Annotated in this window: 19 protein-coding genes and 1 pseudogene; 15 read left to right on the top strand and 5 right to left on the bottom strand. The window is 42.0% G+C overall.

The window, feature by feature from the left end; all coding sequences use genetic code 11:
• Nucleotides 1-9 precede the first annotated feature (9 nt).
• Nucleotides 10-1,323, bottom strand: coding sequence for an ATP-dependent RNA helicase RhlB (rhlB, locus tag C9J42_RS19755; protein WP_107208564.1), 1,314 nt, complete (start codon nucleotides 1,321-1,323; stop codon nucleotides 10-12).
• Nucleotides 1,324-1,435: 112 nt separating this feature from the next.
• On the opposite strand from rhlB, the gene trxA reads away from it, so the two are divergent.
• The 6 genes from trxA to fre all read left to right on the top strand — a co-directional run bounded on the left by trxA (nucleotide 1,436) and on the right by fre (nucleotide 7,452).
• Entirely contained in the window at nucleotides 1,436-1,762 is a 327-nt protein-coding gene (gene trxA, locus C9J42_RS19750) for a thioredoxin TrxA (protein ID WP_005372169.1), read from the top strand.
• A gap of 197 nt (nucleotides 1,763-1,959) precedes the next feature.
• Nucleotides 1,960-3,225: a transcription termination factor Rho gene (gene rho / locus C9J42_RS19745; protein ID WP_005372168.1), complete on the top strand. Its 1,266-nt coding sequence runs from the start codon at nucleotides 1,960-1,962 to the stop codon at nucleotides 3,223-3,225.
• Between the two features lie 126 nt (nucleotides 3,226-3,351).
• Entirely contained in the window at nucleotides 3,352-4,365 is a 1,014-nt protein-coding gene (locus C9J42_RS19740) for a hypothetical protein (RefSeq protein WP_107208565.1), read from the top strand.
• Between the two features lie 167 nt (nucleotides 4,366-4,532).
• Complete coding sequence (ubiD, locus tag C9J42_RS19735) at nucleotides 4,533-6,392, top strand: 4-hydroxy-3-polyprenylbenzoate decarboxylase (RefSeq protein ID WP_107288075.1); 1,860 nt, start codon at nucleotides 4,533-4,535, stop codon at nucleotides 6,390-6,392.
• Nucleotides 6,393-6,465: 73 nt separating this feature from the next.
• On the top strand, nucleotides 6,466-6,732 hold the full coding sequence (locus tag C9J42_RS19730) for a 2Fe-2S iron-sulfur cluster-binding protein (RefSeq protein WP_199187169.1): 267 nt from the start codon (nucleotides 6,466-6,468) through the stop codon (nucleotides 6,730-6,732).
• A 9-nt stretch (nucleotides 6,733-6,741) separates the two neighbouring features.
• Complete coding sequence (gene fre / locus C9J42_RS19725) at nucleotides 6,742-7,452, top strand: NAD(P)H-flavin reductase (protein WP_107247864.1); 711 nt, start codon at nucleotides 6,742-6,744, stop codon at nucleotides 7,450-7,452.
• 64 nt (nucleotides 7,453-7,516) lie between these two features.
• On the opposite strand, the gene C9J42_RS19720 is transcribed toward fre, so the two are convergent.
• Entirely contained in the window at nucleotides 7,517-8,389 is an 873-nt protein-coding gene (locus tag C9J42_RS19720; RefSeq protein ID WP_107291382.1) for a carboxylate/amino acid/amine transporter, read from the bottom strand.
• A gap of 146 nt (nucleotides 8,390-8,535) precedes the next feature.
• Entirely contained in the window at nucleotides 8,536-8,958 is a 423-nt protein-coding gene (locus tag C9J42_RS19715) for a universal stress protein (RefSeq protein WP_107208568.1), read from the bottom strand.
• Nucleotides 8,959-9,212: 254 nt separating this feature from the next.
• Between C9J42_RS19715 and ftnA the strand changes: the two genes are divergently transcribed.
• The 4 genes from ftnA (at nucleotide 9,213) to C9J42_RS19695 (ending at nucleotide 12,735) form a co-directional block, all read left to right on the top strand.
• Nucleotides 9,213-9,737 (top strand): non-heme ferritin, encoded by a 525-nt coding sequence (ftnA, locus tag C9J42_RS19710; protein ID WP_107208569.1) that lies wholly within the window; start codon nucleotides 9,213-9,215, stop codon nucleotides 9,735-9,737.
• Nucleotides 9,738-9,806: 69 nt separating this feature from the next.
• Nucleotides 9,807-10,142, top strand: coding sequence for a universal stress protein UspB (uspB, locus tag C9J42_RS19705; RefSeq protein WP_105061214.1), 336 nt, complete (start codon nucleotides 9,807-9,809; stop codon nucleotides 10,140-10,142).
• Nucleotides 10,143-10,292: 150 nt separating this feature from the next.
• Nucleotides 10,293-11,402, top strand: coding sequence for a mechanosensitive ion channel family protein (locus C9J42_RS19700; protein WP_107208570.1), 1,110 nt, complete (start codon nucleotides 10,293-10,295; stop codon nucleotides 11,400-11,402).
• Between the two features lie 145 nt (nucleotides 11,403-11,547).
• Nucleotides 11,548-12,735, top strand: a complete 1,188-nt coding sequence (locus C9J42_RS19695; protein ID WP_107261870.1) for an NAD(P)/FAD-dependent oxidoreductase — start codon at nucleotides 11,548-11,550, stop codon at nucleotides 12,733-12,735.
• Between the two features lie 65 nt (nucleotides 12,736-12,800).
• On the opposite strand, the gene C9J42_RS19690 is transcribed toward C9J42_RS19695, so the two are convergent.
• On the bottom strand, nucleotides 12,801-13,709 hold the full coding sequence (locus tag C9J42_RS19690; RefSeq protein ID WP_107288073.1) for a LysR substrate-binding domain-containing protein: 909 nt from the start codon (nucleotides 13,707-13,709) through the stop codon (nucleotides 12,801-12,803).
• A gap of 147 nt (nucleotides 13,710-13,856) precedes the next feature.
• Between C9J42_RS19690 and C9J42_RS19685 the strand changes: the two genes are divergently transcribed.
• The 5 genes from C9J42_RS19685 (at nucleotide 13,857) to C9J42_RS19665 (ending at nucleotide 17,008) form a co-directional block, all read left to right on the top strand.
• Nucleotides 13,857-14,426, top strand: a complete 570-nt coding sequence (locus C9J42_RS19685) for an isochorismatase family cysteine hydrolase (RefSeq protein ID WP_107208578.1) — start codon at nucleotides 13,857-13,859, stop codon at nucleotides 14,424-14,426.
• Between the two features lie 31 nt (nucleotides 14,427-14,457).
• The gene (locus C9J42_RS19680) at nucleotides 14,458-15,525 is read left to right on the top strand and encodes an FUSC family protein (protein WP_107247868.1); all 1,068 of its coding nucleotides are present in this window, start codon (nucleotides 14,458-14,460) and stop codon (nucleotides 15,523-15,525) included.
• A 263-nt stretch (nucleotides 15,526-15,788) separates the two neighbouring features.
• Complete coding sequence (locus C9J42_RS19675) at nucleotides 15,789-16,022, top strand: cold-shock protein (RefSeq protein ID WP_039861059.1); 234 nt, start codon at nucleotides 15,789-15,791, stop codon at nucleotides 16,020-16,022.
• Between the two features lie 338 nt (nucleotides 16,023-16,360).
• Entirely contained in the window at nucleotides 16,361-16,570 is a 210-nt protein-coding gene (locus tag C9J42_RS19670) for a hypothetical protein (protein WP_107291380.1), read from the top strand.
• Nucleotides 16,571-16,795: 225 nt separating this feature from the next.
• Nucleotides 16,796-17,008 carry a cold-shock protein gene (locus C9J42_RS19665; RefSeq protein ID WP_006647467.1) on the top strand — a complete coding sequence of 71 codons (213 nt, stop codon included), beginning with the start codon at nucleotides 16,796-16,798 and terminating at the stop codon, nucleotides 17,006-17,008.
• Between the two features lie 178 nt (nucleotides 17,009-17,186).
• Here the strand turns inward: C9J42_RS19665 and C9J42_RS19660 are convergent.
• A pseudogene (locus C9J42_RS19660) lies at nucleotides 17,187-17,685 on the bottom strand (arginine decarboxylase); the annotation flags it as partial.

Here is a 17,685-nt window from a genome sequence, read left to right as displayed (position 1 = left end):
TTATCGTTATTACGCAGGCTTATTGTTTTGAGGCGGACGACGGCGATTATTGCGCGAACGTTGTTGCCCTTGACCTTGGCCTTGACGTTGAGTGTTACGGCGACCACCTTGACGAGGATTTCGTTGGAGGCGGATCGGTGCTGGAAGATCGTCTAACAATGCTTCTGAATCATACTTTGACTGTGGAATACCATGTTCAATGTAAGTTTCAATAGCGGTTAGGTTAATAGCGTACTCTTCACAAGCAAAACTGATTGAGTGACCACTTAGGCCTGCACGACCTGTACGACCAATACGGTGTACATAATCTTCTGCATCATCAGGGAGATCGTAGTTAAATACGTGCGTTACTGCAGGGATATGCAAACCACGTGCAGCGACATCGGTCGCGACTAAGATATCAACATCACCGTTGGTGAATTGATCCAAAATACGCTCACGTTTTTTCTGTGGCACATCGCCAGTTAGCAAACCAACACGATGACCATCAGCAGCTAAGTGACCCCAAACATCTTCACAGCGGTGCTTGGTATTAGCAAAAATAATTGCGCGTTCTGGCCACTCTTCCTCGATCAACGTTTGTAATAAACGCATTTTTTCTTGGTTAGATGGGTAGAACAATTCTTCTTGAATGCGGTGGCCCGTTTTTTGTTCCGGCTCAACGACAACGCTTTCAGGACTATTCATATGTTCAAATGCTAATTCTTTCACACGGTAGGACAATGTGGCTGAGAATAGCAGGCTTAAACGCTCGCTCGGTGCTGGCATGCGACGGAACAAGAAGCGAATGTCTTTAATAAAACCTAAATCGAACATACGATCGGCTTCATCAAGTACTACGACTTGAATGCTCGCTAAATCAATAACACGTTGCTTGTAGAAATCAATAATACGGCCACACGTACCGATTAAGATATCCACACCCTCATCAAGAATCGCTTTTTGCTTCTCGTAAGGTTCGCCACCGTAAGCGAGACCGGCTTTCAAGCCCGTACTTGCAATCAGTGATGATGCATCATTATAAATTTGGATCGCCAATTCACGCGTAGGCGCCATGATAATGGCACGCGGTTGATTGGTTTTTCGATGTGCAGGCGCAGCAGTCTCCAATAAATGGTTAAAAGTAGCGGTTAGGAAGGCAATGGTTTTACCCGTACCTGTTTGAGCCTGTCCCGCGATATCATGGCCAGTGAGCATAACTGGCAATGCCAAGGCTTGGATCGGGGTACAATTATGGAACCCTTTATCATCCAATCCTTTTAAAACTAGAGGGTTTAACCCTAGCTCGGCAAATTTCCGCTCTGTGATGTGAGTCGTCTTCATTGCTATAGAATATCAGCTTAGGGTTGCAATACGAAACGTATTCCATTCAAATAGGGTAACGATTTGCTGGTAAAATAAGATCAGCTAACAAAATCAACTGTTGGAGTGGAAGATGAGCGACAAGATTGTGCAGCTTACAGATGCGAGTTTTGACACTGATGTAATCAATGCTGCTGGCCCGGTATTAGTCGATTTTTGGGCTGAATGGTGTGGTCCATGTAAAATGATTGCCCCTATTCTTGACGAAATCGCTGATGAATACGAAGGCAAGCTAACGATTGGTAAATTAAATATTGATCAGAATGCGGAAACACCGCCGAAGTTTGGTATTCGTGGTATTCCGACATTACTGCTGTTTAAAGACGGTGGTGTAGCGGCAACAAAGGTTGGCGCGCTGTCGAAAACACAGCTTAAAGAGTTCTTAGACGCGAACCTATAAGTGCAATTTTACAAACCATGGACAATTTGTAAGTTGTACATGGTTTGTCTAACGTCTATGCTAGACGGATAGAACGTTTAGTGTTACCTTAGCGCACAGAAATTACATTTTCGTTCATTTCTTGACCAGGCCCTATTGGTCATCTTTATCTCAACTAATATAGAACCCCGATTTTGACAGACAAGAAACCCACCACTATGAACCTTACAGAATTAAAGAGCCAACCGATTTCTAAGTTGGTATCACTTGGCGAAAGTTTAGGATTAGAAAACCTTGCCCGCTTGAGAAAGCAAGACATCATCTTCTCCATTCTTAAGCAGCATGCGAAGAGTGGTGAGGATATTTTTGGCGATGGTGTTCTAGAAATATTACAAGATGGCTTCGGCTTCCTTCGTAGCGCTGATAGTTCTTACCTTGCTGGCCCTGATGATATTTATGTATCACCAAGTCAAATCCGTCGTTTTAACTTACGTACTGGCGATACCATTGCCGGAAAAATTCGTCCACCAAAAGACGGTGAGCGTTACTTTGCACTACTGAAAGTTAACGAAGTAAACTACGACAAGCCAGACAACGCCCGCAATAAGATCCTATTTGAAAACCTTACCCCACTGCATGCAAACTCACGTATGCGTATGGAACGTGGTAACGGTTCTACAGAAGACATCACAGCACGTGTTCTTGATTTAGCATCACCTATCGGTAAAGGCCAGCGTGGTCTGATTGTTGCTCCGCCAAAAGCGGGTAAAACAATGCTACTTCAAAACATTGCCCAAAGTATTGCCCATAACCACCCTGAGTGTGAGTTAATGGTATTGCTTATTGATGAGCGTCCAGAAGAAGTGACCGAGATGCAACGCCTTGTAAAAGGCGAAGTGATTGCATCAACGTTTGATGAGCCAGCATCACGTCACGTACAAGTGGCTGAAATGGTAATTGAAAAAGCAAAACGTTTAGTAGAGCACAAGAAAGATGTGGTTATCTTACTTGACTCAATTACACGTCTAGCACGTGCATACAACACCGTAATTCCTTCTTCTGGTAAGGTATTAACTGGTGGTGTAGATGCCAACGCCCTTCACCGTCCTAAGCGCTTCTTTGGTGCTGCACGTAACGTAGAAGAAGGCGGTAGCTTAACTATCATCGCAACAGCACTCGTTGATACTGGTTCGAAAATGGATGAAGTTATCTACGAAGAATTTAAAGGTACAGGTAACATGGAACTTCACCTTTCTCGTAAGATCGCTGAGAAACGTGTATTCCCTGCTATTGATATCAACCGCTCAGGTACGCGTCGTGAAGAGCTACTAGCGAAAGCGGACGAGCTACAGAAGATGTGGATTCTACGTAAGATCGTTCACCCAATGAGCGAAACTGACAGCATGGAATTCTTAATTGATAAGCTATCAATGACGAAGACTAATGATGAATTCTTTGATGCGATGCGTCGTCAGAAGTCATAATACGCTGTACTGAGTCACAGATTTTGAAAACGTCGCCCACGGGCGGCGTTTTTTATTGACAGAAATTACCTTGTATTGCGATGGTATGGGTAAGGAAGAAGAGTTTTACTTCGCTAGGGAGGCGTTATGTTACGACATTGGTGTGCGCTAGGCTTGCTGATCGCCTCGGCATTACAGCCTATTTCTGCGACAGAGATAACCGAAGCGAAAATCCAGCATATTAAGCAAATGCCACAATTTGTTGCTCACATTGAGGCGCTCAAACCTTATTATGATCACAGTGATTTTCAGTCATTGGAGATTCTGCTTGATCAACTCCCACCATTAACTCAAGAAGTGGCTCGTAGCCAGTTGATCAAATACGCCAGCGAAGTCGGTCGTTTTAACACTGCTCGTATTGCGTGGCTCAAAATTCAAGCGAAGCGACAATCACCGTTTACTATTACTGAGCAAGGTGATGGTTATACCGTCAGCCGAATGGCTTTCTTTTATAGTAATCAAGCCAATGGACTGCTGCGTGAGTGGAAAAAGGACTTAGTGAGCCAGCGAGCTGTGATTAACTTAGAGCGAGGAAAATTGACGTTATCTGAATGGCTAAAAGGCGATTTAGAGCAGCAACAGAAGCGCAGCCAAGTGATTGCACGTGCGATCGCGCAATTATCACCGCCAGCAATTAATGCGCTGGTTGAGCAGTTTCATTCAGATCCTCAGCTGATTTGGCTGCCAGATAACAGCATCTTAGCAACCTTAGCAGCACACTCTAATGATGCGAAGTTGTATGATGTGTTATGGCGTCGCCGTACCGATCAATACAGCTTGGCAGAATTAAACCGTTTATCTCAAGTTACCGCTTCTGATTTTGTGGTAAGCCAATTAATTGCAGCAACAGCAAACCCTTCATTAAAAGAGTCAGCATACCGCGCTTTAACCAGTTTTAAGCCATTGCCTGATAAAGCCAAAATCTTTTTACAGAACCAGTTAGGTAACGAAATAGAACGTTTGTTGATCACGCCTCACTTGCTTAAGCAAGGTCATGGTCACTGGTTACAACAACTCTTAACTGCCAGCAGTGATCCTGATTTAGTTGCTCATATAGAAGAGTTGTTATCGATGGGCTCAGTGTCTGCAATGAAACCCTAACCCCTTTATTTACTAGGGTGATAACCAGCTTAATTGAAACATCTGGTGGCGAAATTAGACCGCAGAACGGGTGTTTTAGCCTCTACAACTGGTTATACTAGCGAAAATCATTCTCATCACTACGCTGTTATTTTCGGTTATGGCGTAGCTCAATCGTGGTATCAGATATGAAATTCAAGGATCTGCGAGACTTCATCGCCTATTTAGAACAAAACGGGCAATTGAAGCGAATTAAGCAAGCAGTCGATCCCGATCAAGAAATAACAGAAATTAGCGATCGCACTTTACGTGCTGGTGGTCCTGCGCTTTTGTTTGAAAATCCTATTGGTTACAACATGCCAGTGCTTGCCAACTTGTTTGGTACGCCACAGCGTGTTGCGATGGGAATGGGGCGCACAGAAGTGAAAGAGTTGCGCGAAGTCGGTAAATTATTAGCGTATTTAAAAGAGCCTGAGCCACCTCGTGGTTTTCGTGAAGCGTTAGATAAGATCCCAGCATTTAAGCAAGTACTCAATATGCCAGTGAAGCGTCTGCGCAATGCGCCGTGCCAAGAAATTGTGTGGCAAGGTGATGAGGTTGATTTAGATAAAATCCCTGTAATGAGCTGTTGGCCTGATGATGTGGCACCACTGCTTACATGGGGCTTAACCATCACTAAAGGACCACATAAAAAGCGCCAAAACTTAGGGATTTATCGTCAGCAAAAAATCGCGAAAAATAAAATCATTATGCGCTGGTTGGCTCACCGTGGTGGGGCATTAGATCTGCGTGAATGGATGGAAACCCATCCGGGTGAGAAATTCCCAATCACTGTCGCTTTCGGTGCCGATCCGGCCACGATTTTAGGGGCTGTAACGCCAATTCCAGATACCTTATCTGAGTACGCTTTTGCAGGCTTACTGCGTGGGCGTCGTACTGAAGTGGTGAAAAGTTTAACCAATGACTTAGATGTGCCAGCAAGTGCAGAAATTGTCATGGAAGGCTATATCGACCCTGAAGAGTTTGCTGATGAAGGCCCGTATGGCGATCATACTGGTTACTACAACGAGAAAGAGCGTCATCATGTCTTTACCATTACGCATATCACCATGCGTAACGATCCGATTTATCACAGCACCTACACTGGTCGTCCGCCCGATGAGCCTGCAGTATTAGGTGTGGCACTTAATGAAGTCTTTGTGCCTATTTTGCAAAAGCAATTTCCTGAGATAGTTGATTTCTACCTGCCACCAGAAGGGTGTTCATACCGCATGGCAGTGGTGACGATGAAGAAGCAATATCCGGGTCATGCCAAACGTGTGATGATGGGCGTATGGTCTTTCTTGCGCCAATTCATGTACACCAAATATGTGATTGTGTGTGACGAGAGTGTCGATGCCCGTAATTGGGACAGTGTGGTGTCTGCGATGACAACTCACATGGAGCCCGTGCGTGATACCTTGTTCATTGATAATACCCCAATTGACTCATTAGATTTTGCTTCGCCTGTGGTTGGGCTTGGCTCTAAAATGGGCTTAGATGCAACAGTGAAATGGGACGCTGAGCTTGCGAGTACACCATCAATTGCAACCAAATATGATCAGCAATTTGATGTTGAAGCGGGCATAGCTGCTTTGCGTGACACTTATTCTGAGATCATTGATATTTACTTACCGACGGCAAGTAAGCAGCAGATGGCGATTGTAAGTATTACCAATACTGAAGCGGATCAGGCGCAACGTGTGATGCAAGGTATTTGGGACTTCATGGCGCAGTTTAGTGATGCAAAATTTGTCATCTTGTGTGATCAAGACGTCAACGTGCGTGATTGGAACGATGTTATTTGGGCGATCACTACACGTATGGATCCTAGCCGTGATACGGTACAGCTAGCGTCAGTATTAGACCAAAGTAGTAAGCTTGGATTAGATGCGACGAATAAATGGCCTGATGCTGTGGCACGTGAATGGGGCAACCCAATAGTTAAAAATCCGCAAGTTGTCGCGAAAATAGATGCGATTTGGGACCAACTTGGGATCGAGATCTAACTGTTTATCGCTATACTGAGCGGTAGAGTGAGTATTATTTATTGCTGCTTCAAATAGTCAGTAGTAAGAGAAAATTATGTATCAAGTACGCCTGTTGCCAAACAACATCACCTTTACTGCGTCAACGCAGCAAACGGTATTACAAGCAGCGCTCGACGCAGGCATTACTTTTCCCAATCGCTGTCAGGTAGGGGCATGTGCTATGTGTCTGTGCCGTAAAACATCCGGTGAAGTGAGTTATCAGTTAGCGCCAATGCTCACTGAAAAAGAACAAGCGGAAGGATGGATTTTTACCTGCCAAGCGGTCGCGGAAAGTGACTTGGTGTTAACGTTAGACTAGAGGAAAACCATGTCTATCCAGTGCGAAGTAAAGTCAGTACAACCCTTAGCCGCGAACACGTATCGCATTTTGTTAAAGCCTGAGCAGGCGATTGATTTCAAAGCGGGACAATATCTGCTTGCGGTAATGGGCGAGAAAGATAAGCGTCCATTTTCAATTGCCAGTAGCCCATGTCGTGAAGGCGAGCTTGAACTACATATTGGTGCGGCAGAGCAAAATGCGTATGCATTAGAAGTAGTAGAAGCGATGAAAGCGGCATTAGATTGCAACGAACCTGTGGTGATTGATGCTGCCCACGGTGATGCATGGCTGCGCCATGAAAGTGAGCGTCCACTACTAATGATCGCCGGTGGTACTGGTTTTTCTTATATCCGTAGCATGCTTGATAACTGCATTAGCCGTGGTTTAACCCAGCCTATTTTTGTGTATTGGGGGGGGCGTGGTATCGATCAGCTGTATGCGAATGAAGAGATGCAGGCGTTAGCAGCAAAACACGGCAACATTACCTATGTGCCTGTAGTTGAAAATGCCCCTGCAAACTGGTCAGGCAAAGTCGGTAATGTATTGGATGCTGTTGCAGAAGATTTTGTTTGCCTATCAGCGTACGACATCTACGTGTGTGGTCGTTTTGAAATGGCAGGTGCCGCCCGTGAGCGTTTCTGCAGTGATAAAAATGCGCAAAGAGAACATATGTTTGCTGACGCATTTGCGTTTATTTAACGATTAAATGTTTAAACCAAAGCCAGCGTTAAACGCTGGCTTTGTTGTTTTTATAACAAGCGATTTACCATTGGCTTTGCTGAACTTTGCGTTTCACCCAGGTTTCATTTAGCCACAGTGAAAACATTATGATCACGCCACCGACTATCAAACGTGAATAATCCACATCACGATTCCAAATCACGATATTCACAATCAACCCAGCAGGTACCAGTGCATTATTCATGATTGCCAGCGCGCCAGCATTGACTAACGTCGCCCCTTTATTCCAGATGAAATACCCTAAGCCTGAAGCAACGATACCAAGATAAACCAATATCCCCCATTGAGTATCGGTCGTCGGTAGCTTGTCGTTATTGCCAAACAATAAGAACATCGGTAACGCGATACAGATAGCACCAATGTAAAACCAGCCAAATACCGTATGTTGTGGCAACTCTGTGGTTTCTTGTTCGATAATTCGCTTATAGCCCACTTGCCCGATAGCAAAACACAGGTTCGCCCCTTGGACGATGAAAAAGCCGATAATAAAGTTTTGGTTGATGCCTTCAAACTTGATCACAGCAGCACCCAGTACAGCGATTGCTGCGGTGAGCAAATACCACGGAGAAAACTGTTTATGGAGTGCATCGTAAATCAAAGTGACATAAATTGGGGTGAAAATAGTAAACAGTAATACTTCAGGCACACTGAGATATAAAAAAGATTGGTAGTAGAAGCAATACATAATCCCTAATTGGAAAGCGCCAACCATCATTAATTTGAGCGCTAATTTGGGATGAATATGTTTAAAGCGTAAAAAAGGGATAAAAACCAACGCGGCTAAACTGACACGAGTTAATACCGAAAACCAAGGGTCAACCTGACCTGCAAGGTAGACGCCAATTAAGCTAAAAGAAAACGCCCATAAAAGGGTGATGACAGATAAATATCCCATTACGCCAGCAACATCCATTTGAAAAATTAAGGGTATGCAGTGTAGCGAAAGTTAATCTTGTCGCCTATGAAAGATAGAGTAGAAAATAACAGGTATGAGCAGCAGCCAACGGTGTTGGCTGCTGGATTAAGAGGGGGATAGCGAGATTATTTCAGTGGAATCATTAATAAATCAACAGGCGTACGGCTTAGAAGTTGGCGGGTTGATGATAAGATTTTGCTCCAGAAATCTTGATGATGACCACAAATGACCAAATCAACATCCATGTTTTTTATCGCATGACAAATTTCTTCACTCAGATCACCGCTACCGACAAGGGTATGTGACACCGGATAGTGTGCTTTTTGTGCCAGTTGATGAAGGCGTGTTTGCGCATCATTTTCAGCACGCTCATGCATCTCTGCTAAATTAATATCAATGAGTCCGGTGTATAAATCAGCGTAATCAACATCGATATGGATCAGAGATAACTTCGCATCTAGGGCTTTGGCTAATAGCGCGGCCTTATGGACTAATACTTCGCTATCGTCTGATAAATCGATGGCGGCAAGGATATGTTTATAGACCATTAACTGACACTCCATATTCATTAGGTATGATTCATATTAGCATTGAGTATGGGGCAAAAATATCGATTTAGTCGCATCTTATTACGGAGTTGTGGTTAATTATTTTTCAAAAACAAGTAAGCGATTTTACTGTTGATTTCGTACTTCATGAAAAATAAAAGAGAATTATCTCAGTATTTTTTTTCGTTAGTTGCATTCTAAACAATGCGCAGTGACAATGTCTTGATTACACTTAAACAAACAGGAGTAGTGCAATGTTAGCCAAGGCTATGGTTGATAACCTAAACGAGCAAATCAACTTAGAATTTTTCTCTTCAAACCTATACTTACAGATGAGTGCATGGTGTGAGGATAAAGGTTTCGAAGGTGCTGCTGAATTTTTACGTGCTCATGCCGTTGAAGAAATGGAACATATGCAACGTTTGTTTACTTATGTGAGCGAAACAGGCGCATTGCCAATTCTTGGTACGATTGAGGCGCCAAAACACGAATTTGCATCACTAGGTGATGTATTCCGTGAAACCTATGAGCACGAGCAATTAATTACTAAGAAGATCAATGAGCTTGCTCATGTTGCATTTACTACGCAAGATTACTCAACATTTAACTTTTTACAGTGGTACGTATCAGAGCAACACGAAGAAGAAAAATTGTTTAAAGGCATTTTAGATAAAATTGAGTTAGTCGGTGAAGACGGTAAGGCACTATTCTTTATTGATAAAGATTTATCCGCGATGGCAAAAGCAGAGTCTACATCTGTTATGGATTCACAAGCCTAATATTGATAGGGAGCAAATTTGCTCCCTTATCTCCCGGCGAGTGGAACCGCATTTTTTGGGAGAATATATATGAGTAGTGATGCATTTCTTTTCGCACTTTTTTTAGTGGCAGTTGTTAATACGTCTCGTTACATCAGTACCTTAAGAACATTGCTGGTGGTGATGCGAGAATGTGATCCCCTGTTGTATCAGCAAGTGGATGGGCGCGGTTTTTTCTCTTCTCAAGGTAATGTCAGTAAACAGATCCGTTTATTTCATTACATCCGCAGCGAGCAATATAAAAAGCATCATGATCCGGTCTTTATGGCGAAATGTATTAAAGTACGTAAGCTATTTGTTCTCGCCAGTACCTTTATGATCACCTTTTTTATCGCGATTTTTGCGGTTGCCTTTCTTGGCTACTAACACTTCTTCGACGGAGCACTAAGAACCTTGTTTTTAGGCTAGCTTTGCGCGGTGTCCGATGTTTAGTATGATCTCAATATAATATGACGGATAGGCTATATCGGTAGCCTATTTTTTGCGTATCGCTAATCATAGAGAAACAGAAACGTTATGGAAAAGTTCATATATTGGTGGTCGTCGTTAGAAAAGGGCGCATCTGTCGATTGGATGTATAACATTGGCTTACTGTTATTGTTGAGCTCGGTGTTATGGGGCGGATGGATCTTATTGTCACGCCGTTTAGCTATAGTGGCAGAAAAAAGTCAGTTTATTTGGGATGACGCATTAATCAGTGCGATCCGCGCCCCCATTACCTTATGTATTTGGGTTTGGCCGGGACTGCTGTCGATAGGCATATTAGTCGATAACTTGACCAGTTATTCCAGTACATCATTATCGACTCTTCGTCATCTGTTGCTGATCTGGACCATTGTTTGGACGCTATTTCGTTTAATTTCCAATATGGAGCAGACCATATTGGAAAACCGACCGCAGCGTGATGCGACAACCGTAAATGCGATATCGAAGATTTTGCGTTTAATCGTCATGGTGTTTGGCGGTTTAATTGCGATGCAAAATCTGGGCTTGAGTTTATCAGGCTTACTCACCTTTGGTGGTGTTGGTGGTTTAGTTGTCGGTATGGCAGCCAAAGATCTGCTGGCGAATTTCTTTGGCGGCATGATGTTATATTTTGATCGTCCGTTTAAGGTGGGTGATTGGATCCGCAGTCCTGATCGTCAAATTGAAGGTACGGTAGAGAAAATTGGTTTCCGTATGACCATTATTCGCACCTTTGATAAGCGTCCAATGTATGTGCCTAACTCGGTGTTTAGCTCGGTGGTGGTAGAAAATGCGTCTCGCATGCTCAATCGCCGTATTAAGCAAAGTGTCGGTTTACGGTATTGTGATGCTGCGGTGGTGGGTGATGTCGTACGTGACATTAAAACTATGCTACAAAACCATCCAGATATCGATACTCGACAAACCTTGATTGTGAGTTTTGATACTTACGGTGCGTCGTCACTTAATATCTTGGTATATACCTTTACCAAAACGGTTGAATGGATTAAGTACAAAGACGTACAGCAGGATGTGATGCTTAAAATTGTTGAGATTGTACATTCGCATGGGGCAGATTTTGCTTTCCCAACCACAACATTAGACATGCCTGCAGCGGCATCTACGGCATTGGCCTCTATTGAGCGTGCTCAGCAAGCTTAATAGGTTTGCTATCAGGATAAATTATTACGGTTGGTATTACGCCATTAGGTAGGTAAAATAGCCGCTGCAAGAGAGAAAGGATGCTAGCGACTAGCATCCTTTTTTCGTTTTTCCCTTAGTGTTTTTGAAAGGCAGATAGTAATTCATGGCAAATAAATACGATGTCGTCATTATCGGTGCAGGTGCTGCAGGGCTAATGTGTGCAGCTGAAGCGGGTAAGCGTGGTCGCTCTGTATTGGTGGTTGATCATGGTAAGAAGCCGGGACGTAAAATCCTGATCTCAGGTGGCGGTCGTTGTAACTTTACCAATATGGATGTGGCCGCGAATAATTATGTTTGTCGTAATCCACACTTTGTGAAATCTGCGCTATCTCAATACACCCAATGGGATTTTATAGGCATGGTGTGCCAACACGGGATTGACTATGAAGAGCGTGATCATGGCCAGTTATTCTGTCTAGATTCAGCCAAAGACATTGTTCAAATGTTGTTGTCTGAATGCGATATGCCTAATATCGCCCAGCGTTACCAAGTCGATGTTCATAGTATTGAAAAGACGGATTCAGGCTTCACGCTTGGCCTTAATACCGACACCGTTAGCTGTGAATCGCTGGTGGTCGCAACCGGTGGTTTATCGATGCCGAAACTGGGTGCAACCCCGTTTGGTTATCAAATTGCTGAGCAGTTTGGCTTGAAAATGATCCCAACCACGGCAGGACTTGTACCCTTTACTTTGCATGTAGAAGATAAAGAAGCATTAGCTGATCTGTCTGGTATTGCTGTTCCTGCGGTCGTTGAAACTGAAGATGGTACTTCATTTAAAGAAAACTTACTGTTTACCCACCGTGGTTTATCAGGCCCTGTGATATTACAGGTATCGTCATACTGGAAGCCGGGTCAGAAGATCACCGCAGATTTATTACCGCATTTAACCTTGGCTGACACCTTAAATGAAATGCGTGACGCACACCCGAATCAAAGCTTAAAGAACTCGCTGTCTCGCTTACTGCCGAAGCGTTTAATCGAAGCGTTGATTGAGCGTGGTGATGTGCAAGATAAACCGTTAAAGCAACTTAATCATAAAGAGCTGGCATTACTGAGTGAATACTTCCACCAATGGCAGATCGCGCCAAATGGTACAGAAGGCTATCGTACAGCAGAAGTGACATTAGGCGGCGTTGATACCGATGAATTATCCTCAAAGACCATGGAAACAAAGAAAGTGAAAGGCTTGTACTTTGCGGGTGAAGTGATGGATGTGAGTGGTTGGTTAGGTGGCTATAACTTCCAGTGGGCATGGAGCTCTGGCTATGTTGCTGGGCAATATGCCTAATTTATTTCAGACAATATTTTTAATACTCTCTTATTAAGCAAGATAAGAGAGTATCTCCCTGCCTATCAAGACGTTACTGACTTTTCTTGTTTGAGCGTGTCTTGCAGCCAAGCAATAACGTCTTGTACTTCTGGTCTGTTCTGGTTTTCTTTCTTACTGACGATGAAATAGCTACAACGGCTTAATACACTATGGGGTGTAAGCTCAGCTAATAAGCCTGCTTTTATTTCATCGTTGACAAACATTCGATGTGTAACAAAAACACCCAACCCTGCGATAGCAGCTTCAATAGCCTGCACAGAGCTTTGAAAATAACGTCGCTTGGTATTGTTAGGTACATCGACGCCTAAGCTTTGACACCAATGTGTCCAATCAGCATCACGTAGAGAGCGATCCACCCAAATCGTTGGCTGTTCAGCAAAGTAGTTATTTAAATCATCAGGAAGAGGCTTTTTTGCGGGGCTACCGACTAGCACCAACCTATCTTCATTCCAAGGAACCACGTTGTATTCAGGCCATTCATTTCCCTCACCATAACAAATAGCAATATCAAGGTTATGGGGTAGTAGCTCTAATGCCAACGTCGAATGCGTAGAAAAACGTAAATCAATATCAGGATACTTTTCTTGTAATGCAGGCATTCGAGGAATTAACCATTTTAGCCCTAAGGAAGGAATAATACTGATAGAGATCTGCTGCTGAGAGGTTAACTCTCGAAGAGTTGCCTGCTCAATGATATTTATCCCCTCTTGAATGGCACGCTGATAGCGTTTTCCATCTTCCGTTAACGTCATTTGACGTGTTGTGCGATGAAATAACCGCTTTCCGAGATAGCTTTCAAGGCTTTGAATACTTTGACTAACAGCAGAGTGAGTGACGCACAACGCATTGGCTGCTTTAGAAAAATTAAGGTGTTCACATACGCTGAGAAAAACAGGTAGCGATTTTAATGGCGGTAGATGCTTCATTTTCATCTGTTAGAAAAACTTACATAACCGTAAGTATATATCGTTTCTCTCTATTGTTGCTAAAAACTAAAATACAGTGAAAACAAGAAGAAATATTCGTTTTTAGCAGGATATTTAATTGAAGTGCTAATGATCTAACAAGAGAAAATTATGATGAAAAAAGCATTACTCGTTATCGATTTTATTAATGATATTGTCCACCCCGACGGCAAAATCCCATCATGTGCTACGCATGTTCAAGAACAAAATGCGATAACCCATGCCAACCAAGCGCTTGCATATGCCCGTAAAAATGATTGGTTAGTGATTCTCGTTAAAGTCGGATTCGAATCCCATTATTATGCCCAACCTAAAAACTCGCCAATCTTTGGTTTGGCCAATCAATATAAGGCATTGCAGTTAGGCTGCTTTGGTACTGAATTTCATGATGATTTAGATGTACAAACGAGTGACTTTATTATTGAAAAACCAAGAATTAGCCCTTTTTACGGTACACCATTAGAAGCGGTTTTACGTGCCAACCGTATTGAACATGTGTATTTAGCTGGTGTGAGTACCACTTTAGCTATTCAATCGACGACCCGAGATGCACATGACCGCGATTATAAAGTGACGATTATTGAAGACGCTTGTGCTGCAGACAGTCAGCAAACACATCAACAGTCTATTGAGTTGCTTTCTCGACTTGCCGAAGTGATCAGGGTTGAACAGCTTACCTGTTAGTAATTGAGACAAATACAAGAGCATAAAGCCGATGAAAATGACATGGGGCTATAATCAGTGGCATATAAAACAGACACTATCTGCATGGTGTGATGTACCAACGCTTGTGTGCATGACGGTTGCTATTTTTCCCTGTTTCATTGTGGCGTGTATAACCGGCGATCATCATTACCTGCAACTGGGGTTGGTGAGTGGGGCACTTTTTTGTGTGCAAAATAGTTTAGGTTTAAGTGGGTTATTAGAAACGTGCTTACATTGGCTGGCTATTATTTTAGGTTTTACGGTGTTGTATTGGGTGCAAAGCTCTCCACTGTTGTTTGCTTTGTTCTGCGCTTTATTGGGGGCGATTTGCGCCAGTTTTGCTTATTGGGATAAAAATTTAAAATCGTTAGGAAATTGGATATTGATCCCCGCGTTATATTTAAGTTGTGAGCTTTATGATCGTGTAAACCCTCATACATTTACTCATGCGTATATAAAATTACTTGAACAATTACCCGTTACCTTAATTGGACCAATATTGGTTTTAGTCTGTTTAAATATGGCTAAAATGCCGAAAGATCGGACATATGCTCTGATTGGTAGGGATCATCCCTATATCGTTAAAAAACAACCAGCGGTCATTTACTCGGTATTAAGTATTTTCTTCGCTATTTTTATGACCGCTGTTTTTGTTAAATATTTCGCTATAAAACAAGGACAGTGGGTTATTTGGTCTTCGGTGAGTGTGATAACCGGGGAACTAAGTAGTATGCATAAAAAGCTTAAGCATCGAGGTAGAGGGGCGGTATTAGGTTTAAGTTTAGGAGGAGCGGCTGTTTATCTATTTTCACTTATTGGAAGTGCTACAGTACTAAATAGCTTTGCCGCGTTTCTTATTCCTTTAACTCTCGTCATTAAACCTTATCCTGTCGCTTTTACATTACGTTGTATGTTTATTGCCATTGCTGCTGGCTCGATGACACATACAGAATCAATTGCTATGGTTCGAATGTTCGATGTTGTATTGGGTGGTGCGATTGGTGTGATAAGTGTTTATGTTGTGACTTATGTGATTAGCCCTTTATTGAAAATAAAGAGAGAAAAAGAGGGATATTGAATCGATATTTAAATTTAAAATGATTACTATCAATGAGTTACATTGATAACCAAAAATTATAGAAAATAAGCCTTTACAATTACTGGTTATAAGACAATAATGGCGTCGCTCTGTTGTTCAGAGTTATTAATGAAACATCAAGTAAAAGTAAAACCTCAGAATTTCTTCGTTATTGTTGTCATCCTCAGTGTTTCCCTTAGCTTCATCGTCACATTCAATAATTCAAGCTTTCAGCGCATCGTGATTTTTTATTGCGATAACTCATGAATTTTAAATTAAATAAGGGACACAATATGTCTACTGGTATCGTTAAGTGGTTCAACGAAGAGAAAGGTTTCGGTTTCATTACTCAGGATAATGGCGGCGCTGACGTATTCGTTCATTTCCGTGCTATCGCTTCTGAAGGTTTTAAAACTTTGGCTGAAGGCCAAAAAGTTTCTTTCGAAGTAGAGCAAGGTCAAAAAGGCCTACAAGCAGCTAACGTTGTAGCGCTATAAGAATTTAAGTTGGCGCAAAGAGTTATATACTATTTGCGCCGCTTTCAAAGTAAAAATAATTAGTTATACCGTACCATCGAAAATAATAACCACTTCCAATATCTGCTTTTGTTTGTATTTGTCGTTACGTTCCTATTTCCCTCGTTACCTATAATAAATAGATTTTATACTCATTTTTTAATTTAAATGTACTAAGAAATATCTTAGAAATTAATTTAAGTTAATGATAAAGCTAAGGATATGCTCATGTCTCGATCTCTTGGTCGTAAACGATTTTGGTTTCAACAAAACCGCCCTGTAAATACAATAAATACACAAACAGAAGAAGCAGTAAAGTAATGAACGTAAATTTTAACTTATTAAAAAATAAATATTCTTGGCATTCAACAATTCATCAGTTAAATAGTGATGTATTAACCCGACATGTATTAATGAAAGGGAATGTTGATAATGTGGATATTAATTTCTCATACTGTGAAAAAACCGGTAAAGGCGATATTACTAATGCTGATAATAAACTAATTGGTAATTTCACTATCTCTTATTAATACCTAAAGGGTATTAAATTAATCGAATAAACTCATTCGCTTAATTTAATAATCTTACTCGCTGAAAATTGAAATTTGTCATCTTTTTCGTAGAAGAAAACTGTTTATCGCCGCATTTATGTTGTTTTATCCGTGTTTCCCTTTGCTTTATCGATAGTTCAAACATCGTTATTTCGGCCGTCGCGTGTTGCGACACCTCAATGAAATACATATAAGGGACACATAATGTCTAATAAAACACTTGGTTTAGTAAAATGGTTTAACGAAGAGAAAGGTTTTGGTTTTCTAACTCAAGACAATGGCGGCGCTGACGTCTTCGTTCACTTCCGTGCTATCGCTTCAGAAGGTTTCAAAACCTTAACTGAAGGTCAGAAAGTTTCATTTGACGTAGAGCAAGGCCAGAAAGGTCTGCAAGCGGCAAATGTTATCGCGCTATAAGTTTATCTGCTGATAAGCATGAAATGCTGGCTAAGGCCGGCATTTTTTATATCTGTAATTTGGCGTTATTGATTGCGATGTAATACGCACGATATTAATTTTATGAATGGAATAACATAAAAAAATCCCCACTCAAAGAGCGGGGATTTAGGTAATCACACGTTATCGATTTAGTCGATTATAGAGCGTCTTTTTTGATACAAAGAACGTGGTATTTACCGTCTTCGATCTCAGCGCCTTCAGTTTCGTGTTCGAAACCTGGGAATTCTGCATCCCATGCTTCTAGTGCTTTCAAGTACTGAATTTGAGGACTTGTTTCGTCACCGAAGTTTTCACCACCCATTAGCATTGGGATGCCTGGTGGGTAAGGGATAACAGAGTTCGCTGCAACACGACCTACTAGCTTGTCAGAAGGTACTAGCTCAACTTCATCAGATACGACGAACTGGTAAGCAGTACGTGGTTTCACTTCCATCTCTGGAAGGCTAGAGTAAGCGTGGTTTAGTACTTGGCTTGGGTTATGACGTACTAGGTACTTAAACATACGCTCACCAAGATCTTTAAGGCCAAGACCTTTGTATACTTCTGGTGCTGATGCAACTAACTCAGGTAATAGTGTTTCGATATCTGCGTTAGCATCGTAGTGACGCTTGAATGACAACAATGTGTTGATCAAT

Origin of the sequence: Photobacterium sp. GB-56 (genome assembly GCF_003026105.1) — a bacterium.
Lineage (GTDB): Bacteria > Pseudomonadota > Gammaproteobacteria > Enterobacterales > Vibrionaceae > Photobacterium.
This window is presented reverse-complemented; position numbering and strand designations above follow the sequence as displayed.